21 protein-coding genes are annotated in these 24925 nt (G+C 45.1%); 19 read left to right on the forward strand and 2 right to left on the reverse strand.

Translation table 11 applies throughout. The features are described 5' to 3' along the window. Positions 1-90 precede the first annotated feature (90 nt). Positions 91-1290: a cation:proton antiporter gene (locus GXO74_11700; protein NOZ62331.1), complete on the forward strand. Its 1200-nt coding sequence runs from the start codon at positions 91-93 to the stop codon at positions 1288-1290. A gap of 21 nt (positions 1291-1311) precedes the next feature. Further along, positions 1312-1761 carry a CBS domain-containing protein gene (locus tag GXO74_11705; GenBank protein ID NOZ62332.1) on the forward strand — a complete coding sequence of 150 codons (450 nt, stop codon included), beginning with the start codon at positions 1312-1314 and terminating at the stop codon, positions 1759-1761. Between the two features lie 82 nt (positions 1762-1843). Here the strand turns inward: GXO74_11705 and GXO74_11710 are convergent, their stop codons facing one another. Beyond that, positions 1844-2425 carry a sigma-70 family RNA polymerase sigma factor gene (locus GXO74_11710; protein NOZ62333.1) on the reverse strand — a complete coding sequence of 194 codons (582 nt, stop codon included), beginning with the start codon at positions 2423-2425 and terminating at the stop codon, positions 1844-1846. 184 nt (positions 2426-2609) lie between these two features. Here GXO74_11710 and GXO74_11715 point away from each other — a divergent pair, with 184 nt between their 5' ends. Continuing rightward, positions 2610-3002: a VanZ family protein gene (locus GXO74_11715; GenBank protein NOZ62334.1), complete on the forward strand. Its 393-nt coding sequence runs from the start codon at positions 2610-2612 to the stop codon at positions 3000-3002. A gap of 38 nt (positions 3003-3040) precedes the next feature. Here the strand turns inward: GXO74_11715 and GXO74_11720 are convergent, their stop codons facing one another. Beyond that, positions 3041-3274 carry a hypothetical protein gene (locus tag GXO74_11720; GenBank protein ID NOZ62335.1) on the reverse strand — a complete coding sequence of 78 codons (234 nt, stop codon included), beginning with the start codon at positions 3272-3274 and terminating at the stop codon, positions 3041-3043. A 92-nt stretch (positions 3275-3366) separates the two neighbouring features. On the opposite strand from GXO74_11720, the gene GXO74_11725 reads away from it, so the two are divergent. The 16 genes from GXO74_11725 (at position 3367) to GXO74_11800 (ending at position 24892) form a co-directional block, all read left to right on the forward strand. Next, positions 3367-3981 carry a hypothetical protein gene (locus tag GXO74_11725; GenBank protein NOZ62336.1) on the forward strand — a complete coding sequence of 205 codons (615 nt, stop codon included), beginning with the start codon at positions 3367-3369 and terminating at the stop codon, positions 3979-3981. A gap of 48 nt (positions 3982-4029) precedes the next feature. Next, positions 4030-4554, forward strand: coding sequence for a class IV adenylate cyclase (locus GXO74_11730; GenBank protein ID NOZ62337.1), 525 nt, complete (start codon positions 4030-4032; stop codon positions 4552-4554). Between the two features lie 260 nt (positions 4555-4814). Further along, on the forward strand, positions 4815-6959 hold the full coding sequence (locus GXO74_11735; protein ID NOZ62338.1) for a PAS domain S-box protein: 2145 nt from the start codon (positions 4815-4817) through the stop codon (positions 6957-6959). Between the two features lie 290 nt (positions 6960-7249). Further along, entirely contained in the window at positions 7250-7843 is a 594-nt protein-coding gene (locus GXO74_11740; protein ID NOZ62339.1) for a hypothetical protein, read from the forward strand. Then, the gene (locus tag GXO74_11745) at positions 7840-8151 is read left to right on the forward strand and encodes a transcriptional regulator (GenBank protein ID NOZ62340.1); all 312 of its coding nucleotides are present in this window, start codon (positions 7840-7842) and stop codon (positions 8149-8151) included. The genes GXO74_11740 and GXO74_11745 overlap by 4 nt, the downstream gene beginning before the upstream one ends. Before the next feature lie 725 nt (positions 8152-8876). Next, a complete protein-coding gene (locus tag GXO74_11750; GenBank protein ID NOZ62341.1) occupies positions 8877-9287 on the forward strand; it encodes an ATP-binding protein in 411 nt (136 codons plus the stop codon). Further along, positions 9284-10540 (forward strand): DUF3492 domain-containing protein, encoded by a 1257-nt coding sequence (locus GXO74_11755; protein ID NOZ62342.1) that lies wholly within the window; start codon positions 9284-9286, stop codon positions 10538-10540. The genes GXO74_11750 and GXO74_11755 overlap by 4 nt, the downstream gene beginning before the upstream one ends. A 1-nt stretch (position 10541) precedes the next feature. Next, positions 10542-11456, forward strand: coding sequence for an SDR family oxidoreductase (locus GXO74_11760; GenBank protein ID NOZ62343.1), 915 nt, complete (start codon positions 10542-10544; stop codon positions 11454-11456). 3 nt (positions 11457-11459) lie between these two features. Then, positions 11460-13070, forward strand: a complete 1611-nt coding sequence (locus GXO74_11765) for a DUF3492 domain-containing protein (protein ID NOZ62344.1) — start codon at positions 11460-11462, stop codon at positions 13068-13070. A gap of 3 nt (positions 13071-13073) precedes the next feature. Next, positions 13074-14717, forward strand: a complete 1644-nt coding sequence (locus tag GXO74_11770; protein ID NOZ62345.1) for a hypothetical protein — start codon at positions 13074-13076, stop codon at positions 14715-14717. Then, entirely contained in the window at positions 14717-16693 is a 1977-nt protein-coding gene (locus GXO74_11775) for a hypothetical protein (protein ID NOZ62346.1), read from the forward strand. Before GXO74_11770 ends, GXO74_11775 begins: the two co-directional genes overlap by 1 nt. Positions 16694-16702: 9 nt before the next feature. Beyond that, on the forward strand, positions 16703-18286 hold the full coding sequence (locus tag GXO74_11780) for a SpoIIE family protein phosphatase (GenBank protein NOZ62347.1): 1584 nt from the start codon (positions 16703-16705) through the stop codon (positions 18284-18286). A 19-nt stretch (positions 18287-18305) separates the two neighbouring features. Then, positions 18306-18698 (forward strand): response regulator, encoded by a 393-nt coding sequence (locus tag GXO74_11785; protein ID NOZ62348.1) that lies wholly within the window; start codon positions 18306-18308, stop codon positions 18696-18698. A 268-nt stretch (positions 18699-18966) separates the two neighbouring features. Next, on the forward strand, positions 18967-21102 hold the full coding sequence (locus GXO74_11790; GenBank protein NOZ62349.1) for an anti-sigma factor antagonist: 2136 nt from the start codon (positions 18967-18969) through the stop codon (positions 21100-21102). Then, positions 21099-22955, forward strand: coding sequence for a DUF2194 domain-containing protein (locus GXO74_11795; protein NOZ62350.1), 1857 nt, complete (start codon positions 21099-21101; stop codon positions 22953-22955). Before GXO74_11790 ends, GXO74_11795 begins: the two co-directional genes overlap by 4 nt. Beyond that, on the forward strand, positions 22955-24892 hold the full coding sequence (locus GXO74_11800) for a tetratricopeptide repeat protein (protein NOZ62351.1): 1938 nt from the start codon (positions 22955-22957) through the stop codon (positions 24890-24892). Before GXO74_11795 ends, GXO74_11800 begins: the two co-directional genes overlap by 1 nt. Positions 24893-24925 lie beyond the last annotated feature (33 nt).

Genomic DNA, 24925 nt, shown 5'->3' on the forward strand with positions numbered 1-24925 from the left:
GTCGTTTGAGAAAAGAGAAAATTCTTGCTGCGATTGAAAAGATGGCAGCAGGAATTTTTATTAATGCTTTTTTAAATTGAGAAAATTAAGATGAATATTTTATTTTTATTTGGCGTGATCGTCATTGTCGGTTTGCTGTTCGGAAGAGGATTTGAAAAGATCGGCATTCCGCAGGTTGTGGGCTATATCGTTGCCGGAGTGATTTTAGGGGATTCAGTAACCCATTTCGTCTCTGAACAGTTGCTGGACAAACTTGTTCCGTTGACGCAATTGGCGCTGGCGTTCATCGGATTTATGGTCGGCGGCGAACTGAAAAAATCGGTTTTTCAAAAATACGGCAAACAATTTTTGGCAATTCTGCTTTCCGAGGGGCTATTGGCCATGTTTTTAGTGGCAGTTTTGACATTTTTGTTGACAAAGAATCTGCCGCTGGCTCTGCTGTTGGGCGCTTTGTGTTCCGCGACCGCGCCGGCTGCCACAGTAGATGTGCTCTGGGAATATCACTCGCGAGGCCCTCTGACGACGACAATTCTCGCTATTGTGGCTCTCGATGACGGTTTGGCGCTGATACTTTACGGTTTTGCTTTTGCCTTTGCTAACGTGCTCGTCGCCGGAGGAAGTCTCGATGCGAGCGTCATGATTGTCCAGCCGCTGACGGAGATTTTCGGTTCTCTGTTTTTAGGGGGAGCGATTGGATTATTGCTGGATTATGGTTTGCGCGTTGTGAAGCTGAAAGATGATAAGTTGGTCGTGAATATCGGGGCCGTTCTCTTGGCAAGTGGGCTGGCAAGTCATTTTGAGTTTTCTTTGATTTTGACAAACATGGCAGTAGGGTTGGTTTTGACCAATTTGCACACTGACAGAAATGAGCCGAATTTTGATCTGGTCAAATCGTTTGTCCCGCCGATTTACATCATTTTCTTCATTTTTGTCGGCGCGCGACTGCAATTAGGTTTGCTTCCCAAAATGGGAATGCTCGGCTTGCTCTATGTTATGGGCAGAACCGCGGGAAAATGGATCGGCGCCTATCTTGGCTCAAGATTTTCCGGCGCGGATGAGAGCGTACAGAAATATCTGGGGTTTGCGCTTTTTTCTCAAGCCGGTGTGGCAATCGGTTTGGCGCTGGATATTTATCAGCATTTCGGTCAAATGGGCGATGCGGGTCGCCTGTTGGGACACACTGTCATTAATGTCATTGCCGCCACTACGCTATTGGTGCAAATTATCGGGCCGCCATCAGTAAAATACGCGATTAAGAAGGCGGGTGAAATCCCTGAACATGTGAAGTAGCAATTTTCCACGGAGAACAAAATGAAGCCGATTAGAATTAGAGATATCAAAGGATTGAAAAAGCCGATAACAGTTTCGCTGGAGACGTCCGTCATTGAACTCATCCGAAAGTTTATTGAGTTGCCGGTGACGCATCAATTTTACATTGTCGATAACAAGGGCAAGTTGCTTGGCCTCATCAATCGCAAACTCCTTTTTCGCAGTCTTTTTCATCACTATTTGCCGCCGTCAGCGCGAATCAGCGAACTTTACAAATTAGCCACTGCAGAGAACGTTGAAGAAATTTTTGTAAAGGACGTGCTCTTGGCAAAGCCTAATGATAATATTCAGGATCTGCTAAAAATGATGATGGAACGCGATATTTATGAAGTGCCGGTTTTGGATGGCCACGGCAAATTGATCGGGAAGCTGGATGTAATTTATTTTTTGGAAACTTATCTCGAAGAACAGTCAGACCTGCTTGAAAAATAATCCTTAAATGGTGGGGCAGACGCCTTATTTTTGAGATTTATCAGAAAGAACAAAGTTTCCGATTTCTTGCGCTCACAAGAGATTACTTGGGAAAAAGTTTTGATTTCAATTCTTTTTTCAACATCTCTCTGGCGCGAAAGATTCTCGCTTTGACTGTGCCCAGCGGTATCCCCATGATTTCGCTAATTTCCTCGTAAGACTTTTCTTCCTGATGGCGCAAAATGATCGGCGTGCGATATTTCTCCTGCAGTTTTTGAATCGCCTCCTGAATCATGCGATCTTTTTCTTCGTTGAGTATGTTTTTGTCAGGCCGGAAACTCACGTCCGGCAGTTCACGTTTGATTTCTCCGTCTTTGGAATCGATGGGGGTGTCGATGGAGAGCGTTTTCAATTTTTTCTTGCGAAAATAATCAATGCAATTGTTGATGGCAATTTTGTACAGCCAGGTCGAGAACGCGTAATTATGATTGAAGCTGGCAAGCGAGGAAAATGCTTTGATGAACGCTTCTTGCACCAAATCCTCTGTGTCCATTTTATTGCGAACCATGCGATAGAGCAAATTGTACAGAGGAGGCCTGTAGCGGCGCAGGATTTCCTTGTATGCTTGCTGATCCCCCATAAGCGCGCGTTTGATCAAGTCGCTGTCGGTTGTTGGCTCGTTCATATTTCCCTGTGTTTTGCTGTACAAATGATTAATCAAAAAATGTACGGCAAAATTTTTTAACAATCAAGGAGAAAATCATTGAATAATAAAAAAATAATGTTATCTTTGTAGATGTGAATATTTCTCACATGAATTTCAGGATAATAACAATTGGTTTGCATCAAAATGCAAAAAGACGGGGTCGATGAAAAAATACGGGAGATTTTTTCGCTATCAGTTTCCGGCAATTTTCTGGATGACGGCGATTTTCGTTCAATCGTCCATTTCCAGATTGTCTGTGCCGGACATGGGCTTTAAAATGCAGGACAAAGTTGCTCATGCAATTGAATATGCGATCTTGGCGGCGTTGTTGCTGCGGGCTTTCAAATATCTGCCTTGCGGAAATTTTAGTTTTCGCGCGTTATCTTTGACGCTTATCGTCGGTGCAAGCTACGCGATGTTGGATGAAATTCATCAATATTTCGTTCCGGGAAGGACGGCGGATATTTTCGACGTGGCGGCTGATATCGCTGGCGTGATCATCGTAATCGTTGTTGCGCGTGTACTTGGCGGTAATAAAAGAGATCGTATGGCATAAACGATGGGAGAAAAATCGAATCGAGGCAAAGCTTTGGTTCACAAAGAAAAGGATTTTTCAATCACTTTGGTGTTTTGGTCGGAACTCAATTGCTGATCGTTGTCGGCGAATTTGCGATAATCCGAATCCAGCGCCAGCAAAAGCAACAGCAAAAAGAGCAGCGCTACGAGATATGTCGGGCGAAACGGTTTTTTTAGCGTGGCAGGCAGCGGAAACGGAGCGCGCCAAAAAATAACAACGAATGCCAAAAAAATAATGACAACGGCTGACAAGTGCTTTTCCCTCCTTGGGTTTCTCTCTACTTGTTTAGACAGCACAAAACCAGAAAAGGTTGTCTCTTTGACAAAAAAATGTGGAGGCGTAGATGAAACGATCAATTTTTTTGATGATAATTTTTGTTGCCATTTTTCTGTTCCACCCCCGACAGGCAAAGTGCTGGGATTCTTTTCGATTGCCCACTGTGGTGACTGGCGGCTCTGCTGGCTATTTTTACGTCGCTCTGGACGATTTTCGCGCCAAGTACACCACGCGATGGGACAAAATTTACAGCGGCCATTTTGACGTGCGCGTTTATCGGGGAATTTATCTCTCCGTGCAATATTCGCGCTATTTGAATGAAAACATGAAGTCCGGGATTAAAACGGTGAAAACCGCAAACTGGGATGAGCGATTCATTAACGTCGGCATTCGGCGCTACGCAGAAATGGTGGGCAGATGGAATTTCTACACCGGATTGGGATTGACATTCATCTCCATTGATGAGACGCCAGGCCTGTCTGTTTTCGAAAATGACACCAACGGAAAAACAAAAGGTAATGGCTTTTATTTTGAAATTGGCTCCCACAGAACTTTGCTGAGTCATCTCGGGCTATTTCTGGAATTTGAAATTACCTCCGCCGGAGAAGGTGGCACTCCCGGATTTGTGGGGCACAACATTGGCGGGTACGCTTTTCAGGCCGGAATCGACATGAATTTTTGATTTTATTTTGCGGCAAATTACACTATTTAAAAAATTTGAGAGGCGAACGTGACTCATCTCAATGTTGAAATTAAAGCCATTTGCCCTGATGCAGAAAAAATTAGGCGGATTCTCGCTGCGAAAAATGCGGATTTCCACGGGACAGATGAGCAAGTTGACACTTATTTCCATTGCCCGAACGGTCGGCTCAAACTTCGCGAGGGGAAAATTGAAAATAATTTGATTCACTATTTTCGGGAGAATTCATCAAATCCCAAAACGTCGCAAGTGACGCTGTTCTCCACAAAAAAAGGATCCGTGCTCAAAAAAATTCTCGCCGATGCCTATGGCATAAAGGTTGTCGTGAAAAAGAAACGCGAAATTTATTTCATCGACAATGTGAAATTTCATATCGACCGGGTTGCCGGCTTGGGCGCGTTTGTTGAAATCGAAGCGATTGACAGCGAAGGGCGTTTTTCTGAAACGGAGCTACGTGAACAATGCGAGAGATACTTGAGATGGTTTGGCATTCAGAAAAGCGATTTATTGGCGAATTCCTACAGCGACATGCTTCTGGGAAAGGGAGAGAAATGATGACAAAGCGGATCCGTGGAGAAATGTTTTTTGTGTTTCTCAGGCAAATTGATAGGTGACGTGATCTAAATCACACAAAATTATCCAAAAAAATCTCATTATTAAAGGAGATACTGAAAAAATTTTCAATATTTGTGCTCTGTTTTTTAATATAATAATGGGGGATAACGATAATGAAACGATGGAATTAAATTTCCAATTGCGCCAATAATGGGGCAAAGGTCGACGGCGCGCATGGTAACGAAAAATGGTATTCGTGAATGAAAGAAGTAAAAATATTGTATCTGGAAGATAACGCCGATGATTTTGAATTAGTCCGTTCTCTCTTGCGAGAGGAGGGCCTCGTTGTTGATTTAGTGCAGGCGTCGACGCCGGAGATGTTCAAGAAAAAATTAAAGCAAGAGTCATTCGATCTTATTTTGTGCGATTACTCCATTCCTGCCTATAGCGGCGCAGATGCGCTGAAATTAGTCCGTCACGATTTTCCGGAAGTGCCTTTTATTTTTGTTTCCGCGACACTCGGCGAGGAGTCCGCCATCGAAACGCTCAAAAACGGCGCTACCGATTACGTCCTCAAGCAACGTCTTGCCAGGCTCATTCCCGCTATTCGGCGCGCTTTAAAAGAAAACGAACAACTACAAAAACGACGGATTTCAGAAGAAATTAGAAATCGCTACGATTTTATTGTCAATACTTCTCGCTCTTTCATGCTGCTCATTAATCGAAAATATTGTTACGAAGCAATCAATCGCGCGTTTTGTCAGGCGCACAAATTAATTCCAGGACAGGTGACTGGCCGCAGTGTGGCAGAAATCTGGGGCGAGAAAGTTTTTCAAGAAATCATGAAGCCCAAACTGGATCTGTGTTTGCAGGGCAAAGAGGTCACCTACGAAGCGTGGCTTGAGACAAAAAACTACGGGCGTCGCTGTTACGAAATTGCGAATATCCCTTACCGGGCAAATGGAGACAAGATAACCCACGTCGTTGAAATTGTTTCGGACGTAACAGAAAAAAAACAGTTCGAACAGGAACTTGTTCGCGAGCGCGATTGGGCGCAAAAATATCTGGATGTTGCCGGTGTGATTTTTGTGGTAATTGGCGTGGATGAAAAAGTGGCGATGATTAACAAAAAAGGGCGGGAAATTTTAAATTGCAGCGAAGAGGAAATTGTCGGAAGCGACTGGTTTGCTACCTTTGTGCCGAAATCGGAACGCGCGCGGGCGCGCCAGATATTTAAGAAATTGTTGGCGAGCCCGGAGGGCGAATTTCAATATACGGAGATGGCCGTTATTCCTAACAAAGGCAGCAGGTCTCCGCTCATCATCGCCTGGCACAACACGCCCCTGGACGACGAACAGGGAAATCGCATCGGTATTCTCGCGTCGGGCGAAGACGTCACCGACCGAAAGACGATGGAAGATTCCCTTCGCGCTTCCGAAGAACGATATCGGACATTGGTGGAAGGCTCGGGACAGGCGATTATTTCAGTGAACCGCAGCGGGAAGATTTTATTTCTGAATAGAATTTCGGAAAAAATTTTGAATTTACCTTCAACGCACGGTTACGGAAAAAAAGTGGAAGATATTCTTCCGCGAGAGCTTGGCTACGCTTTGTCAGAAAATATCCGTCAGGTCATCAAATCGCGCGCCCCGCTGATTACGGAAAATTCCGCGAAGATAAACGGCGGCCGTCGTTGGTTTGAATGGCGAATTTATCCGTTGCGTAGCAATCATGATGTCGATTCCGCGCTCATCATTGCTATGGATGTGACGGAACGAAAATTGGCAGACGTGAAACTGCGGCAGAGTTATGAGAAAATGCAGAAAACGCTGCAGGGAATTGTCACTGCGCTCACTGCGACGATTGAGATTCGCGATCCTTACACTGCTGGTCATCAGCGGCGCGTATCGGAATTGACGTGCATGATTGCCGAAGAAATGGGGCTTTCAAAAGATAAAATCGAAGGCATTCGCATTGCTAGCTTAATGCACGATATTGGGAAAATTTACGTGCCCACGGAAATCTTGAGCAAGCCGGGTAAATTGTCTGATTCGGAATTTGATCTGATCAAAATTCACCCCCGGGCTGGTTATGACATTTTGAAATCTATCGATTTTCCCTGGCCCATTGCGCAGGCAATTTTGCAGCACCACGAGCGAATGGACGGCAGCGGTTATCCGGATGGACTGCTCGGCCCGGAAATCATCGTGGAAGCGCGAATTATCGCGGCGGCGGATGTCGTGGAAACGATGGCGTCGCATCGACCGTACCGGCCGGCAAAGGGAATCAAAGAAGCGATTAAGGAAATAAAATCGGGCAGAGGGATTTATTACGACAGCGAGATTGTCGATATTTGTTTGAAATTTTATCGGGAGAAGAAGTTTAAATTTTTAGAAGAAAAGTGAGAAATTCTCGCGAAATTTATGACATAGTCAAATCAAGTGGCAAAGTATGATTATTCTGAACAAATTTACCGTGGATTGCCAGTAATGGCATTGTTTTGTCAGATATTGTTGCCCTTGATTTTTTTTATCGTTGGAAAAACTAAAAATTTCCGACAGGACGCTATTCCCTGCCAAACAAAATTTTCTTAAAAAAATAAAAAAAAACTTGACTTCCGACTATTTTTTTTGTATATTTGCTTTGTAATACAAAGTACTTTGTAAAAACAATAACTTTAAAAATTGGAGGAACGATGAAGGCAGAAGAAATTCAAGAAGAGATTCGGCTCATCAAAGCGATGGTCGAAAAGACGCGGCGTTCGACGACCGGGTCAGGAGCGTACCTCGTTGTCTGGGGTTTGCTGATCATTCTCGCTGTTGCGGTAATGTACGCGCTCATTTATCTGGAAAAGTACAATTTGATCTGGGTGGACTGGTTTGTTCTCATGGGACTGGGCGCAGCTTTTACCAGTCTCAAAGCCAGGAAGGCGGAAAAAAGGGCGACTTTCAAAACATACGCCGAAGAAACTCTAAAACATCTCTGGATTGGCAGCGGTATTGCATTTTTTCTCACGGGTTTTATTTTTCCGCTCGCAGGCGTCTATTCCTACGAGGTCATCTCCATTTTAGTGTCCACGATCGCCGGTTTGGCTGTTTTTGTTTCCGGCGGCATTTACGAATGGAATTTCCTGAAATGGTGCGGCGTAGTTTGGTGGGCAGCCGCTGTCGTCATGATTTTCGTCCATCCCAATTATCGGGCGCTGGTGTTCATTCCGGCGACGTTTTTCGGCTATCTTTTGCCAGGAATTATCATCAATCGCATGTACAAGAAAGGCGGTGAGCAATGAGTGCGGAAAAATTGCCCGGACTTGATCCGATCATTCATTCCCGCGTCAGGCTGGCAATTCTTTCCATTTTGATTTCATCGAAGGAAGCGGAATTCACTTTTTTGAAGGAGACCATTGGCGCCACGGACGGAAATTTGAGCGTGCATTTGTCGAAGTTGGAGCAGGCCGGTTTCGTCAAAATAAAAAAATCTTTTGCCGGCAAAAGACCGCTGACAACGATCTCTATCACAGAAGTCGGGAAAAAGGCGTTTTCCAATTATCTCAATGCTCTGGAGAAAATTTTACATCCGGACAAGAACGCTGATTAGGTCACAGGTCGGCGCAGATTTTATTGGGCGAATGGATTAATCGGGACTGAAAGAAATTTTTCAAAAAGGCTTTTTTCGGCTGATTTTGGCTGGGAGAAGCCTTTTTTTGTATTTTATTTCCGCACCACAATGAATTGGATGAGAGATCCTTGCAAGGGTTCGAAACCTTTGCAAGGGTGGAAAAAAACATATTCATTAACAAATTTTGCATTTTATGTTGTGTTGTTTTCATTAAAAATGTCTGTATGTGGGGAATGCAAATTTGCATTCGTTACTTTTCGGACACGCAGTGTATTGTGGCGCTTGTACAAACTGCTACATAATAACGACCATCGTAAAAATACCACGATTTATCGCCGGTGCAAAACACAAAAAAACGCTCCCTGTTCATTACCGTTATTGAAACCGCAAGTATTTCATTTTGAAATCCACAATGATGGACTTTTATTAACTCCCGATTTTATTTGGAAATCAGGGAAAAGGAATTTTGTGGTATTGAAAATGTAAGTTTAATAAAATCAACAAGAAAGATAAAACTTGTGTTCCTATTGTAAAATAAAATTGCAATGATAGCCGTAAAATCAATGTTGGAATAGAGTTTGCTTTTTGCTGATTCTGATGAGTCCTTGCACCATGGACCGCACCGCTTCCGATGTCTGCGCCGATTTGTGTGTCGCGCCATGCTGCACGTAAAACTGAAAAAACTGCCAAAGAGACCGGAGTCAATGAAAAAAAGGAAAAGTGTAAGGAATTTTGACGGCGATTTAACCAAAATACCAGTGATCAGAAATTGGGTCGTTGATGAGTTAGGCAAATTTAAGGTTGCTGATTCAGAAATCATTGATATTAAAGTTGCGCTGACAGAAGCTTTGTCGAATATCTTGCGCCATGCGTATGAGGATGAGTTAGTCAAGCCGATCCGGGTGAAATTGCAGGTGGATGACGACAAAGTGGAAATTGTTCTGCGCGATTTTGGGAAAAAATTTGACGCCAACAATGTCCCGAGTCCTGATCTGGAAAAAGCGTCTGAAGGCGGGTACGGCATTTATCTGATGCGAACATTGCTCGACGGCGTGGAATATGTGCCACTGGAAGTCGGTACAAAAACTGTGATGTGGAAAGATCGGAGAAAATGATGACGCACGTTTGCTTGATATTGGAGGGCACTTATCCCTATTTTGTGGGCGGAGTTTCTTCCTGGGTCCACGAAATCGTCAACGGAATGACTGATGTGGAATTTTCTATTGTGCACTTGTATTCCGGAAAAGCGCCGGAACAGGAAAAATATCAGCTTCCGCAAAATGTGCGCGAGCTGCTGTGCCTGCCGATTTTGATCGATAAAGATCACGCTGATTTCGAATCAATTTTGGCGCAAATTCCGGATGCTGATTTGTATCATTCTTTGTCCACAGGATTTGCCGGCTGGATCGGGACGGAGCTGAAGCGGAGGAGAATGAGGCCTCTTTTACTCACAGAACATGGCATTTATTGGCATGAGATTGAACTCGGCGCCGATGAAATCGAGTGCGGTTTCAAAGTGATGAAGATGAAACGCACGGAATTATTTTTGGGAAAAAATTGGTTTTCCTGGCTTCAATTTTTTAAAAGAATTGCCAAACAAACTTATCGGGAAGCGGATTTAATCACGACCGTTTGCGAAACGAATCGAAGAATGGAACTGTCTGTTTCTGCAAATGCCGGAAAATGTCGCGTGATTCACAACGGCGTCAAGCTCCCGCCGATGGCAGCCAAGTCAAACTGGCAACAGTCAGCGGCTCCCTCCGTCGGCTTGGTCGGCAGAGTGACGCCAATCAAAGATATTGAAACATTCATTCGCGCCAGCGCTCGGGTGCGCAGTGTTTTTCCTGAGGCGCGTTTTTACGTCATAGGCCCCATTGAGCAGGACAGTGATTATTATTTGAAATGCAAAAATCTGGCGGAAAAATTAGGCCTGGAAAATTTATTTTTTACTGGTAGAATTAATGCGTTGAATTTTTATGCCAATCTGGATCTTGTTGCGTTGACAAGTGTGAGTGAGGGACAGCCATTCGCGCTTCTGGAAGCTATGGCGGCTGGAATTCCTGTCGTGGCAACTGATGTGGGCGGATGTGATGAAATTATTAACGGAGCAAACGACGGTCTGGGACAAGCGGGTTTGCTCTGTCGTGTGGGCGATGTTGCCGGAATTTCCGCCGCCATGCTCCGGATATTGAAAAATCCCTCTCTCTGGCGTGAATGTGCGCAAAATGGTAGAAAAAGAATCGAAAAATTTTATCGTTCGGAAAAGATGATTCAGCGCTATCGTCAAACTTACAGACAATTGATCGAGAAAGCAAGCACGGTAAAGATACAATCTGAAAACTATTTTACAAAAGCAAGGAGTGAATAAAATGGCGAAAATATTAGTCACCGGCGGCGCCGGATTTATTGGTAGTCACATTGTGGAGCATTTTCATGAGACCGATGAAGTGATTGCGCTGGATAACTTGCGTAGCGGCTACAAACGAAATATTGATTCTTTCAATGTAAAATTTGTGCAGGGAAGCGTCACGGATGCGCGGCTGGTGAAAAAAGTCACTCGGGGAGTGGATTATATTTTTCATCTCGCGGCTCTGGTGAGCGTGCCGGAATCCATGTCAGAACCGGCAACCACAGTCAGTATTAACGTGAACGGAACGCTCAATTTGCTGGAAGCGGCGCGAGAAAATGGAGTGAAAAAGATTGTACTGTCAACTTCGGCGGCGATTTATGGGGATAATCCCGTTGTTCCGAAAGTAGAAACCATGCTGCCAGAGCCCAAAAGCCCGTACGCGATCACAAAATTGGACGGCGAGTATTATTTCAAAATGTACCACGACGAATTCGGCGTGCCGACCGTGTGTTTGCGTTATTTTAATGTATTTGGCCCGCGACAGGATCCGAGTTCACAGTACGCGGCGGCAGTGCCGATTTTCATTGATCGGGCATTGCGCGAAAAGGATATCATTATTTACGGCGACGGCGAGCAAACGCGCGATTTTGTTTTTGTGAAAGATATTGTCAAAGCCAACGTCGCTGTCGCGCAAAATCAGGAAGCGAGCGGCGTGTACAATGTCGCGCGCGGCGGTAGAATTACCATTAATGAATTGGCAGAAAAAATAATCCGCCTGACCGGTTCCAGGTCCAGCATCAAATATGCGGCGGAAAGGGCCGGCGACGTGAAGCATTCGCAGGCGGACATTAGCAAATTAAAATCATTAGGAATTAATCCGGATTTTGATCTCGACGAAGGACTAAAAGCAACCATTGAATTTTTCAGCAGGTGAGTCATGGAAAAAAATCGCATTTCAGTGTTGATGGAGACAGAAGGGACATATCCGTACGCGGGTGGTGGTGTGAGCACCTGGTGCGATATTTTAGCCAGCGAATTGAGTCAGGTTGATTTTTACGTTTACGCGATTACGGGCGCGCCGACTTTTAAATTGAAATATTCGCCGCCGAAAAATGTACGCAAAATCCAGCAGATTCCGCTCTGGGGCGTTATTGAGCCGTCAGAGTACATTTTGCCGGATGTGCCGTTCTCGGAGATTTATTCTCGGCGGAAACAAACCACGGAAGATATTATTGCTGAAAAATTCATTCCCTACTTCCGCACGCTGATTCGCGAGATATTGTTTCCTGACGAAAGGGTCATTTTGTTGGCCGACGTCTTCCACAGAATGTACCGCTATTTTCTCAGTTATGATTATAAGGAAACATTTCGCTCCAGGATTGTTTGGGAGACATTTAAAAAAGAAGTCATGGATTATTATTACGATCGCGCGTTGGACGAAGAAATTCCCTCGATATTTGACATCACGACTACCATGCGCTGGCTCTATTTTTATCTCATGGGAATTCATGCGCCTATTCCGGAGACGGACGTTACCCACGCCACCATCGCCGGGTTCAGCGGACTGGCAAGCATTATTTCCAAATTGGAGTACGGAACTCCGATGATTGTAACCGATCACGGCGTTTTTGTGCGGGAGCGTTACATTGCTATTTCCAATGCCGATTTTTCGTTTTTTACTAAAAAATTTCTCATGAACTTGTCGATCATCGTGAGCAAATTGAGTTACATCTTTGCCGATCAGGTTTCTCCGGTGGCGAACTTCAATATTCGCTGGGAAAAACTGTTCGGCGCTGACATGAAAAAGATAGAAACAATTTACAATGGAATTGACCCGGGAATTTTTGTGCCGAAAAGCAAACCAGAAAGGTCGCGGGGCAGACCCACTGTTGTGGCGGCAGCGCATGTGATGCCGCTCAAAGATATTGAGACCATGATTCGTTCTTGCGATTACGTGCGCAAAAAAATCCCCAATGTGAAATATGTGGTTTACGGATCGCTGGAGGTGGCGCCGGATTACGTCGCCAAATGCAGAAATTTGATTCGGGAGTTGAATCTGGAAGAAAATTTTGAGTTAGGCGGCTACCACAACAAACCGACGGAAATTTACAACGAGGGCGATGTCAGCGCGCTTTCCAGTATTTCGGAAGGATTTCCTTACACCGTTTTGGAGTCCATGGCGTGCGGCAGGCCTGTCGTGGCGACGGATGTTGGCGGCGTCAAAGAGGCGTTGGCTGGTTACGGCGTCATTGTGAAACCGCGAGACGGGGCGGCGTTCGGCGAGGGCGTGATTCAACTTTTGCGCGATCCTGAATTGCGTCAGCATTTGGGACGGCTGGCGCGCGAGCAGGTGCTGTTGAAATTTCGCATTTCGACTTCGATAGATCACTACTGGCAAGCGTATCAGCGATTGCGCAAACTGAAGCGAAAACGCAACCAAGCCTTCAAAAATATTTCTGACGCGCCGATGAAGAAAATATTTGAAAAAATTTTAAGGCCCGACGAGCGGCTAATTTCTGATGAGAAATCACACGAATTGGTTAATTGAGCGATGAGCGAAGCTGCTGAAAATAAAAATGAAGAACGCGCGAATTTTACTTTTGAAATGGAATCGGATCCCCGCAAAAGGGAACTGACATTCAAGGTCGTAGAAAATATTCAGCGACCGCTTGACAGGTGGGCGGTTGCCGCTATTTTGGAATCCATGGGATTACGCGACAAAGATGCGCGTCAGGAGTTCGGAACAGAAACGATTTTTCGACTGGCGGAAGAAGTCTATGCTATTTGCCAGCGCGATGGAGAAATTCAAAATTTGCTCGCTTCACAACTAAAAGAAAAACAAAAGATTGAAAATACAATTAAAAGTTTTGTTAAATACTATTCCCGCGGCTTGAGTTTCATGATTCCGGTTTTGGGACAAATTGCGTTGTTGTTTCTCTTTCGCTATTCTTTGTGGGCGTACATTGAATTCACCGAAGCGCAGGCTACGGTAGTTGCCTTGGGAACGATCTTGAGTTTTATCGTCAGCGGTGGCTTCGTTCAAGCTGCGGGCAGGGATGTACTATTTTACTTGAACGCCGGAGAATATTTGCTGGCGAGGATGAGTTATCTGAGATTGTTCCGCTACCACGGGTTGATTGTGATTGGACTGACGATCTTCTTTTTCGCAAGCAATATTTTATTCCCGTTTTTCAGAACGGAAATGGCAATCAATAGCCTGATTTATTTTGTTCTTTTGTCAGAATTATGGTTTGCACTAACTATTTTGTATTTGGCCAAACATTATTTTGTTGTTCTGTTCGTGACTGTTGTCGGCATTTTGCCAGTGTGGGCGGTCATGAATTTCACGGATTGGGGAATATTCAAGGCGCATTTTGCCGGACTGTTGTTTGCCAATGCGTTGAGTTGGCTTTATGCTTTGCTTTGGTTTCGCGGCAAAATTCGCCGACAAAAAATTAAAAATCCGGCACGTCTTCCTCAACGCGCGATTATGGCGTACGTCACATCGCCTTATTTCGTGTACGGGACGCTCTATTTTTGCTTTCTATTCGTCGATCGACTTGTCAGTTGGTCCGTTTTCGAATCCGGCGGTCCGACAACGCTCATTTGGTTTCGCACGCCGTACGAGTTGGGGATGGATTGGGCGCTGTTGTCGCTGTTCATCACCATTGCGCTGCTGGAGTTCACGATTGAGCGTTTTTCTGCGACGCTCATTCCGACGCAAGACGATTTGCAGATTTTTGACATGGACCATTTTATTCACATTTATCGACGTTTTCAGCGCCGGCAATTTGTCGCGCTGATTGTTTTGGGCATGGGGAGTATTGTCGCGACCTATTTCGGAGTAATGTATCTGCGGCGTTTCGATTACATTCGCGAAGTGAGAGATTTTTTCAGCAACAGAATTACATTTTTTGCATTTTACGTTGCGGCAATTTCCTATTTGTTCATGGCAATAGGCCTTTTTAACGGATTGTTTTTTCTGACATTATCTCGTCTCAATTTCGCAGTGAAGGCTATTGCCGTCGGCTTGCTGGTGAATATTTTTACCGGGGTTTTGTTGAGTCGCTGGTTCGGTTACGAATTTGGCGTTTTCGGCTTGCTTGCCGGATCGATTGTTTTCGCGGCGCTTTCGTCAAGATATTCAACAGAATTTTTTAAAAAACTGGATTACTTTTATTATTCGGCCTATTGATGATGGATGCTTATCTTGAAAATACTATCGCAGGATTTTTTCGCGCGCTGATTCTTCTTTTTCTGTTATTTGTTGCGCTACCGAAATTGTTGCTCGGGCGCGAAAAATTATCTCACGGATCGGATAATATTTTTGCCGGATTCATTCTGACGAGCAGCTTTGTCATTGTCGCCGTCTTTTTTCTGTCGATAATCCGAATTTATGATTCAATTTCGCTGTATTTGGGCGTTGGACTTTTTTCGGCAATTTTCGTTCTTACGGGCGATTATGGCAAAGGCGGTAATCTGTTGACCCGTTTTAATTACAACGGATTGAAATTTTTGGAGAGAGATGCTTCTGATTGGTTGAGAAGATTAATTTTCAGAAAACGCCGGCGACAAAACGCAAGGCAAGAACCTTATGCCTTTGTGTGGAACATTATGTTGGCGATCGTGATGATCGTCGCCGCTGGGATGCGGCTGATTCCTGTCGTTCGCACCGCATCGCCATTTTCCGTCGAGGCGTACAAAACGCTGGAATATGTGAAATCCCTGGGGACAAAGAGCCTTTTTTACGATCAAATGTTTGTCCCCAAAGGTTTGCATGCGATTATCGACGTCGTTTTCCAGTTTTCCCGCGTTAACCCACAAACATTGGTTCACATTTTTGGCGCGGTGACGGCTTTAATATTGATGATAGCGATTCATCATGTCGTTTTTCGAGTCACAGCAAACAGACCCAGCGCATTGCTGGCAGCGGCAATTTTCGGTGTTTTTTCCAGACTGTTGCCGGTGAGTCTGGAGCAGCAGGTTGAAGCGAATTCGATTGTGCTGGCGTCGTTGTTTTTGATTTTAAGTCTGTCTTTTACTATCGACTTTGTCAGTTCGCCCTCACTTTTTTTCGGAGTCGCGGCTTTCCTCGGAGTGATGGTGAGCGTTTTGGTCAGCTATTTCAGCGCAGTCATTTTTATACTTTTTGTGCCGGTGATTTCACTGTGCGCCATGTTCGCCCCAAATTCTCATGGAAAAAATGGGAGGCGACGATTTCTTTCCGGCGCGATATTCGCGCTATCTGTTGCCGGCATTTATTTGCTCTATTGGCAGTTGGCGGCAAATCCCATGTTCGTGGGAATCGTCAAGAATATTGTGACCGATGATTTATTCATGCGATTCGCGCGAGAGGAAATGGTGTTGAGCAAAAATATATTTTTTTATGTGAGTCTTGGGCTGGGAATTTCGAGCATGTTGCTATTCCTGAAGATGAAAACAAGCCTGTGGCGAGCTCATTATTTCGTCTGGGGATTGATGACCGTCATTTTGGCAGTTTTTTGGTACGGGGAAAATTTGGAAATTCCCATCGATTTGAATCGGGCGCAAGTCGGTTTCGTTTTATCGCTATTTGTTTGCATCTCTCTCGGATTAGTCGTGTATGGTTTGCTTTTCCGTTTTCTGCAAAAACGTGTTGGCAGAGAAAATGTCACTCCTTTGCGAGTGACCGTCTGGGGTCTTGTCGTCATTTTGATTTTTTTTGAAATTTTCTTGTTTCTGAAGGCGCCGACAATTGCCCGTTTTCAATACCAAACCGAGCCCGACGGCTATGTGCGCGCTATTTATGAAATTGAAAAAAAATACGATCCCTTTGAGTGGATGGTCGTGTCTCATTTCGGCAGCAAAGTTGAAGTGCAAAATTATGGCAAATACATGGATTATCTCTATTTTCTGAAATATTACAATCCGCGCAGTTTCAATGAAAAATCGGGCAGCGTCATTCCAGCGAGTCATTTATTTATTTTTATTGAAAAAGACAAAACGCAGAATCACGTGGACACGGCGTTATTGCCGAAGATTCCCGATTTAAATGACAGACTTCAAAAATGGTGCGCTGAATTTGCCAAAAGGAATAACAATATTCATGTTTTTTACGAAGATGAACAAGTGCAGGTTTATCAGATAGATATTCCCAAAAAGAAAAAGACCATTTCCGATCAATTGAGTTGAGAGGATTCATTGCAGATGATTTTTTCTTCGGTATTGAAAACAAGACTGGAAGGCTATTTAAAAAAAGTGGAGAGCGCAGTTGGCCTCGCCGCCGCGGTTGTGGATGGCGAACGCAATTTGCTGGTGAAAAGCGAACAATTCGATGACAAATGGCTGTTTGAAAGCAGGCGGTACGATGTGAATTTTGAGGATGTTGCCTGTCAGGGTTGTGGTTTTCAACTCGCGAGCAAACCAACGACGTTGAAATTGGATCGGGAACGGCTTAAAAAATTGGTGGCGCTGGTCAAGGAAAATATCGAATTTTTAATCATGCAGGAGCAGGAAGCGCAGGGTTTGGCTCAGGAAGTGTTGGAAAAATATGAAGAGCTCAATTTGCTTTATGATCTCATCTCCGAATTGAGTTTGCTTTTCGACGAAGAAAAAATTTGCGAGCTGACGCTGAAGAAAGCCATGCGCGTTCTCGATGTGAGCAGCGGGGTAATTTTTCTGGAAAATGAGAAAACAAAAGAACTGGAACTTGTTTTTCACGCGGATCGCGAAGATGTGCAGAAACTGGTTCATCCGCAAATGCTGCTGGAATATGCTGAAAAAGTGACCAGAGACGGCAAGGAAATATTGATTGACGATGCCGGTCGATTTCCGAAGTCATATTTTGACAATTTGAAAAATAAGGAATTGAGTTCCCTGCTGGCGGTTCCCATTCATGCGCACGATAAAATGACGGGAACCCTTGTGTTGATCGGGAAATTGGGCGATGACACATTTCAGTCCGGCGATATCAAATTGGCGGAAGCTATTGCCGGTTATGCCGGGATTACGATTCAGAGCAATCGCCTGGTAGAGCAGATGCGCATTGCCGAGGCGCTGCAACATGAAATGAAATTAGCGCGGAATATTCAACAAAGTCTGTTGCCGCGCTCGCTGCCGCAGACAGAATATTTTGACGTGGACGCCATTTGTGAACCGGCGGCAGACGTGGGCGGAGATTATTTTTCAGTCAATCAGTTGTCTGATTCGCTGTGGGAGTTTGTCATTGCGGATGTGTCGGGTCACGGGATCGGCGCGGCGATGACAATGGCTTCGTTGCGGAGCATTTTGCGTTCGGAGTCGAGGCTGCGCGGCAGTGTTAAACAAGTTGTGGAAAGCGCTAATATGCTTTTGGCGCAGGATACCGAGGAAACAGGAATGTACGCCACGCTATTTTTGGCGCGTTTTAACGCCGAGGACAAAACATTGACATACTGCAATGCCGGACATTTGGTTCCGTTGTTGTGGCGAAACGGACGGGGAGAATTTGAGCGACTTGATGAGGGCGGATTGCCGGTGGGAATGTTTGCCGGCGAAAAATTTGAGCAACGAACGATTGATACGGCAGAAGACGATCTACTCGTCATGTTCACGGACGGAGTCACCGAGGCGCGCGACGATAGCGGAAGTTTTTTTGGAGAAAAGCGGCTGCAATCGGTCTTGAGAGGCTCCATCCACATGTCAGCTAACGAAATTTTGAATCAATTAATGAAGGCAGTACGGGAATTTCAACATTCTGAATTGCAACGCGACGACATTACTGTTGTCGTGGTAAAGAGAAAATAAACTTCACGGGAGTGCAGCAATGGAAAACGGAACGAAAAAAATTTTGATAATCGAAGACTCTTTGACCATGCAAAGAATTTTAAGTTTTGTGTTGGAAAGGGAAGGCTACGACGTCGAAATTGCCGGCAACGGCGTCGAGGGATTGGAAAAAGCGCGCGCCATTAAACCGGATTTGATTTTTACCGATTTGATGATGCCTGTCATGGACGGTTTTGAAGTTTGTCGGCAGATTCGCGCCGATGACTCGTTGAAAGACACAATCGTCATTATTTTGACCGGCAGAGGTCAGGATTCTGATGTGGAAAAAGGCTTGCAAATGGGAGCGGACGACTATCTGATGAAGCCGTTTGATCCGCCGAAAGTTGTGGAACGAGTCAGACAGATTTTTGGCCGGGAAATTGTGAGCGCATGATTTTGGCAGTCAGGGAAGCCGCTGAAGCGGCTACTTAGCTTGCAGGATTGATTTACAAACCTCGTACAATCGGTTTTTTTGAACGATGGGGCTGTATCAAAAGCCCTAAAACGGACGTTTTTTGGGACGTAAGTTCAATATTTTGATTCAAAAAATTGACTTTTGATACAGCTCCGTATAATTTTTATTGAAAAGTAATTAAAGCTCATGTCTCAGACGAGCCGAAAAATATATTTGATTTTCATAAAAATTTGGATGTTCTCCGGTGATGAGTGATAATAACGAAATTCCAATTTTTAGCGGCGGAAAGAAGAAATTGTTTTCAATTATTCGGAATAAGCAAACCGTAATTGAGATTGCGGTCTGGCGCCATTTTGCATTGAAAATTTTTCCCATCAATGACGCGGCCCAGGGCTACAAAGCGATTTTTGAAATGGTGAAAAAAAATGTCGCGACTCCGTGCGCTTACCTTTATTTGAGCGATGATGAGTCGCAGAAGCTTGTTTTGACAGTGGCGGATTTTTCTGACTTAAAAGATTGGGCGCAGGAGAATGGACTTGACAGCCGCACCGAAGCGGAATTGCGCGATCCGGAAATTGTAATAAAAAACAGGGAAACTTTCCGACAAAGTGGCGTACTGGAAATGTTGGGAACCAACATTCTCAATATTCCGCTTCATTTAAAAGGCAAAGGATTCATCGGCTGTTTATTCGTCGGTCCTGTTTTACGGCCGCGCCGCTTGAAAAGAAATAAGCATTTTTTGCGCGTGTTTTCTGTGGCGGCGGCGAACGGCGTCAATCGGTTTAGAGAAATAGAGCGGCTGAGAGAAGAAGTGAATCAACTGCGTTCCAAAATGAATGTCAGCCGTCGCATGTTGGGGTCGGCGTTGGAATTAAATCGTTTCGTGGATTTGTTATTGGATTTGGCGATCACCGCTACGCGCGCCGAGGCGGGATTTGTGGCAATCACCCAGCCGAAAAAAAAGACGCTAAAAATTCGCGCTCACAAAAATTTACCCGAAGGGTTTCTGGAAAAAATTAATCTCAGCGCCGAAGACGGGCTTTTTGAATGGTCGCCGGATGACGGCGCTGTGATGATTTTGCGGGATTTTGATTTCGTCGCTGAATTTCAGGTCAAATCTATTCTGGCAGTGCCGTTGGTGGAAAATGAAAAACTGCTCGGCGCGTTCGCCCTGATCAATTTTACTCGCAGCGAGATGTTTTCCGATTTCAGCCTGTCGGTTTTGACGAATTTCACCGAACAAATAAAGTTGGTGTTGAATAATTCTCGTTTATTCGATGATTTTACGCGTCGCTATTTCTCCACTTTGGTGGCGATGAGCGAAGCTTACGATCATCGCTCGCCGGAAACGGCGGGACACTCGCGCCGCGTTTCCGACGCGGCGGTAAAAATCGCTCAGAAAATGCAAATGGAAAAGAGTTTGACAGAGCACATTCGGCAAGCCGGCTTGATTCACGACCTGGGAATGTGCGGCGTTGTGGACGTCGGAGAAGACTTTCAAGCCGATTTCAATCATCCGGAAATTGGCGCCAGCATGATAGAGGCGCTGCCTATTGCCAGCGCATTGACTGAGGCAGTCCGCACACATCACGAATGGTACGATGGCTGGGGTTTTCCGAACGGACTGAAAGGCGATCAGATTCCAATTTCCGGCAGGATTTTGGCGCTCGCCGAGTATTTTGTCGAAGCGACGGCCAACACTCGATTCAGCGAGCCGCTGACGCCGGACAAATTGCGGGAAGAGTTGGAATTGCGAACGGGAAAACAATTTGATCCGGATGTGGTCGCCGCCTTGGTCAAATGGTTCGAGGAAAGTGAAAATCGCGACGCCAGCAAGCCGTTTATGCCCTGTTGGGAATTCAAAGGTGAACCGAGGGATGTTTGTCAGCAATGTCCCGCTTTCAAATCTGATAATTTTTGCTGGATGAATCCTGAAGTGAATTGCGCGAGCCACGGCGACGAATCCTGTAATAAATGTTTCATTTTCAAGGAATGGCTCGAACGAATTGAAAAACTCATTTCCCATAAAAAATTAGAGGTAAAAGAGATGGAGTACAAAGTCGAACAACGCGAAAAATTTACATTGGTGAAATTGAGCGGAGAAATTGATGTTTCCGTGGCGCCGCAATTGAGAAGTCTGCTGCAAGATTTGATCGGCGGCGGTCAGGAAAATATCCTGGTCGATCTGGCGGACGTTCCGTTTATTGATAGTTCGGGTCTGGGAATTTTTGTAGTCGCCTTTAAAATGGCCAAGGCGAAAAGCGGTGACGTCAAATTTGTCGGCGCCAAACCGGAAGTGCTGAAAGTGATTCAATTGACTCGATTGGACAAACATTTTCAATTGTTTGAAACTTTGGACGAAGCGGAGAGCAGTTTCGCATGATGCGACATAATTTGAAAAATGTGTTTTTAATTGCTCTGATAGTTGCCATCGCCGGCTGTTCCGGGCGCGGGCCGGATGAGAAAATAAAATTTTCTGTGCGGACGACGCCGTTGGATATTCGTACGCAACCGACGCTGCTTCTCTCCGATCATTCGGACAAATATGGCATGATGTGTCGCAATCAGGCAGTGACAGCGTTGCGTTATGCGAAAATTCCGTTTGTGGAATATGATCTGTCGCGATCTGTGAGATTGCCTGATTTGCGCGTTTATCGCTCTGTGGTTACGGTCACGGAAAATTTGTGGAAACTGGATGAAATTGAGAGTCAAAAATTAAAAAAATATGTTTCTGGCGGAGGCGGTCTCGCTATTTTTTATCGCTCATGGAATGAATATCTGCCCGATCTTTTCGGCGTGAAAAATCGAAGAGAGCCCCAATTTGTGGACAACGAGCAGCGTGTGGTCTTTGTGGAAGCGTTTTTACCCGGCGGGGAAAAGCTGACGCTGGAAAAAGAGGACGTCTCCAATTACACGTACCGGTTGGAAAATCAGGCAGAGTTGATTGCGAAAACGGACAAATATCCGATTGCCTGGTTTCATGAATTCGGCAAAGGGAAAGTGATTTATTGGAATACCGGCATGTTGGCTCGCAAGATAAATCGGGGGTTTATCGTCCGCTCGATCGCTGCGGTGCAGCCATTTACTGTGGCGGCGTTGGCGAATGTGGCAATTTTTGATCTGGATGATTTTCCCAATGCCTGTTACAATGTAAAATCGGAGCCAATAAAATCAGAGTTTGACATGACCATCGCCGAATTCTACACTTTGAAATGGTATCCTGATTTGATTAAATTGGCGCGGGAATATGGCTTAAAATATACGTCGGCGTTGATTTTTAATTATAATGGTCTGACCAAACCGCCGTTTAATTTTTTTGAATGGCTCAACGGAAAAATCACCCTCGGCGGCAAAACTGTGTCTGCTTCGCTTTATGCCGCCAAGAATTTAACGCCGACAACAGAACTGGGCTTACACGGGTACAATCACCAATCTTTGTCAATGAAGTTTTGGCACAGCGCGGAAAACATGAAGTCGGCTCTGCAGGCAGGCAAAAAACGCTGGCAAATTGAAAATTTGGGGGAATTGCCCCAAAGCTATGTGCCCCCGCTAAATATTTATGACTCGACCGGCGTTGCTGTGCTCCATCAGGTATTTCCGAGTATCCAGCAAATTGGCGCTCTGTATCTGGGAAAATTCGAGCTGGGACAATTTCGAGAATTTGCTCCCGAGCCCTGGAATCAAGATTTGTACGTTATCCCCAGAAATACGTCGGGTTATATTATGACCGATTTTTTCCGGCAGTCAATGATTTCCCTGTTGAATTGCAACGGCGTCTGGGCGCATTTCATTCATCCCGACGACGTGTACCCCAATGGCGAGCGTTACAGCCAAGAAGAGTTGGCGGATGAACATATCGCTTCCTTGAGTTGGTACGGGGAGCCGCGAAAGGACGGTTTGTATTACCAATTGAGAAAGTGGCTGGATTTCGCGCGAGAAAATTATCCCTATTTACGCCATTTGAAGCGGCGCGAGGCGCTGCCAGTATTGAGAATGTTTGATCGGACAAAAGTGGGGGCGACATGCCAGAAGAACATTATTAATGTGGAGACCAACGTCGTGCCTTCTTATTTTGCGGTATATCTGGCGGAGCCTGACGAACTGGAAGGCGTTTTAGGCTGCAAGTTAGTGCACAAACACAAAACGACATTTGGCGTCCATTTGATTATTAAGGCGACGGACCATGTGATGATGCTTCAATTTAAGAACCCGATTCAGGGAAAAGGGGGTCTGTGATGAAACTTCAAAGTAAAGCAATGTTCAAGCTGGCATTACTGAGTTTGGCTTCTGTTCTATTCGCTCAAATCGGATGGTCGCAGGAATATTTGTTGGTTTGCAATCAGGAGAATTTTTTTCGCTCGGAGAATAAAGACCTTGAGAAAAAAATTGCCGAGGCCGAATCGCTTATTGCTTCTGACAAACAAAAGGAAGCGATCTCTATTTACGAGTCGCTTGTCAAAACCAATCCGGATCATTTACGGTCATGGCAGCGGTTGGCACAGCTCTATTCGTGGAACAATATGGCTGACAAAGCCATTGGCGCCTACGAGCAAATTGTCCGTTTGAATCCCATGGACACAGCGGCTGAAAAAAATCTCGCTCAGTTTTATTTGTGGAATAATCGCCAGAAAGACGCCATTGATTTGTACGAAAAAATCGTAATGCTCGAACCAAAAAATATTGAAATCCACAAAAAGTTGGCGCAGCTTTATTCCTGGAACGATATGCCGGAGAAAGCGATAGCTCAGTACGAGCAGATTGTTCGCACAGATACGACGGATGCGGCGACGATGAAAATGCTGGCGGATCATTATTTTTGGACAAATCGAGCCGAAGACGGCATACGCATGTTAGAAAAGGTAATCGCGCTGGAGCCGGATAGCGTGCAGTATCGGAAAAAATTAGCACAGCATTTGGTCTGGAATAATCAGCCGGAAAAAGCCATTGAACAATATGAGAAAATATTAGAAAAAAATCCCGATGATCTTGAAATTCTGAAAAAATTAGCGCAGCAATACATGTGGAATAACAAGCCCGGCGAAGCTGCCCCGCTTTACGAAAGATTGGCGGCTTTGGAAACGGATAGCTTGAACCACAAAATTCAATTGGCGCATGCGTATTTGTGGAGCAATCAATCGGCAAAGGCAGAAAAACCGCTGCGCGAAATTTTGCAGAAACAGCCGCTGAATAAAGAGGCGTTGCTTTCACTGGCAGAGATTGAACGCTGGTCCGGTCGCTGGGACGCGGCAAAATCGAAATTGAAAAAACTGAAACTTTTCGATCCTCAAAATGAACGGGCGGCAAAATTACTACGGGATATTCGGCAGCATTATGGCAATTCTGCTGCGATAAAATACGCCAGACTTAGTGATTCCAATTTGATCACACGAGAATCAATACCGCTCGGTGCGGCTTGTTTCCAAAACCGGTACTGGGATTTCCGGTTCCAGACGGCTCAATATCGCGTGACCGACGATCGTCTGGACTCGACTCTCATTGGTCACGGCGCGCAGTCGACGGTGAATTTCCACCCACAGCCGTCGACGACAGTCTCGCTGAAGATTGGCGCGGTGAACTACAGTTCCAACTGGACGCCTTTGAGCGCCGTGCTTCAACTGACGCAGACGATTCGTGGCCGTTTCACCGCACAATTGCGCTACGAGAGACACGAGAATCAGGAAGGCGTCCGCGCTTTGACTGATCATATTATTCTGAATGGTTTTGTTGCGGAAGGGTACTGGCAGATTTTGTCTCGCTGGGCAATTTCCGGAAATTACCAGCTTTTTAATTATTCGGACGACAACAAAAAAGTAACTGCCACTGCGGCAACCTATTTGACGCTGAAGATGAAAAATCCGAATTTGGCGGCATACGGCTATTATGTTTTTGAAGATTTTGAAAAAATCTTCCCGACATCGCTGCCTTACTGGACACCGAACGAGCTTTCGACTTCTTCCCTTGGTTTGAACGTGAAGCAGCCGCTGTTTGGATTTTTGGATGTTGAAGCAGGTTATGGTCTGACCCGGCAACAGAGCATCAATTCAAATAATTTTAGCGGTAAGTTATCTTTTTTATTTACTGATTTTGATAAATTTTACATCGGCTATCTGAAAACCGGTTCTAAAGTGTATCATTCGACAAATTTCATTGTCTCTTTTGAACATAAATTTTAAAGCGAAATTAGCGCCATTCAAATAACAAGGTTG

The organism is Calditrichota bacterium (genome assembly GCA_013152715.1).
Lineage (GTDB): Bacteria > Zhuqueibacterota > Zhuqueibacteria > Thermofontimicrobiales > Thermofontimicrobiaceae > 4484-87.

Bases quoted from the DNA above. Each gene is read 5' to 3' on its own strand.
- GXO74_11740 (NOZ62339.1), top strand. From the start codon at position 7,250: ATGAAGGCAGAAGAAATTCAAGAAGAGATTCGGCTCATCAAAGCGATG.
- GXO74_11760 (NOZ62343.1), top strand. From the start codon at position 10,542: ATGGCGAAAATATTAGTCACCGGCGGCGCCGGATTTATTGGTAGTCAC.
- GXO74_11755 (NOZ62342.1), top strand. From the start codon at position 9,284: ATGATGACGCACGTTTGCTTGATATTGGAGGGCACTTATCCCTATTTT.
- GXO74_11710 (NOZ62333.1), bottom strand. From the start codon at position 2,425: ATGAACGAGCCAACAACCGACAGCGACTTGATCAAACGCGCGCTTATG.
- GXO74_11715 (NOZ62334.1), top strand. From the start codon at position 2,610: ATGAAAAAATACGGGAGATTTTTTCGCTATCAGTTTCCGGCAATTTTC.
- GXO74_11725 (NOZ62336.1), top strand. From the start codon at position 3,367: ATGAAACGATCAATTTTTTTGATGATAATTTTTGTTGCCATTTTTCTG.
- GXO74_11735 (NOZ62338.1), top strand. From the start codon at position 4,815: ATGAAAGAAGTAAAAATATTGTATCTGGAAGATAACGCCGATGATTTT.
- GXO74_11775 (NOZ62346.1), top strand. From the start codon at position 14,717: ATGATGGATGCTTATCTTGAAAATACTATCGCAGGATTTTTTCGCGCG.
- GXO74_11785 (NOZ62348.1), top strand. From the start codon at position 18,306: ATGGAAAACGGAACGAAAAAAATTTTGATAATCGAAGACTCTTTGACC.
- GXO74_11770 (NOZ62345.1), top strand. From the start codon at position 13,074: ATGAGCGAAGCTGCTGAAAATAAAAATGAAGAACGCGCGAATTTTACT.
- GXO74_11705 (NOZ62332.1), top strand. From the start codon at position 1,312: ATGAAGCCGATTAGAATTAGAGATATCAAAGGATTGAAAAAGCCGATA.
- GXO74_11795 (NOZ62350.1), top strand. From the start codon at position 21,099: ATGATGCGACATAATTTGAAAAATGTGTTTTTAATTGCTCTGATAGTT.
- GXO74_11765 (NOZ62344.1), top strand. From the start codon at position 11,460: ATGGAAAAAAATCGCATTTCAGTGTTGATGGAGACAGAAGGGACATAT.
- GXO74_11790 (NOZ62349.1), top strand. From the start codon at position 18,967: ATGAGTGATAATAACGAAATTCCAATTTTTAGCGGCGGAAAGAAGAAA.
- GXO74_11700 (NOZ62331.1), top strand. From the start codon at position 91: ATGAATATTTTATTTTTATTTGGCGTGATCGTCATTGTCGGTTTGCTG.
- GXO74_11750 (NOZ62341.1), top strand. From the start codon at position 8,877: ATGAAAAAAAGGAAAAGTGTAAGGAATTTTGACGGCGATTTAACCAAA.
- GXO74_11745 (NOZ62340.1), top strand. From the start codon at position 7,840: ATGAGTGCGGAAAAATTGCCCGGACTTGATCCGATCATTCATTCCCGC.
- GXO74_11800 (NOZ62351.1), top strand. From the start codon at position 22,955: ATGAAACTTCAAAGTAAAGCAATGTTCAAGCTGGCATTACTGAGTTTG.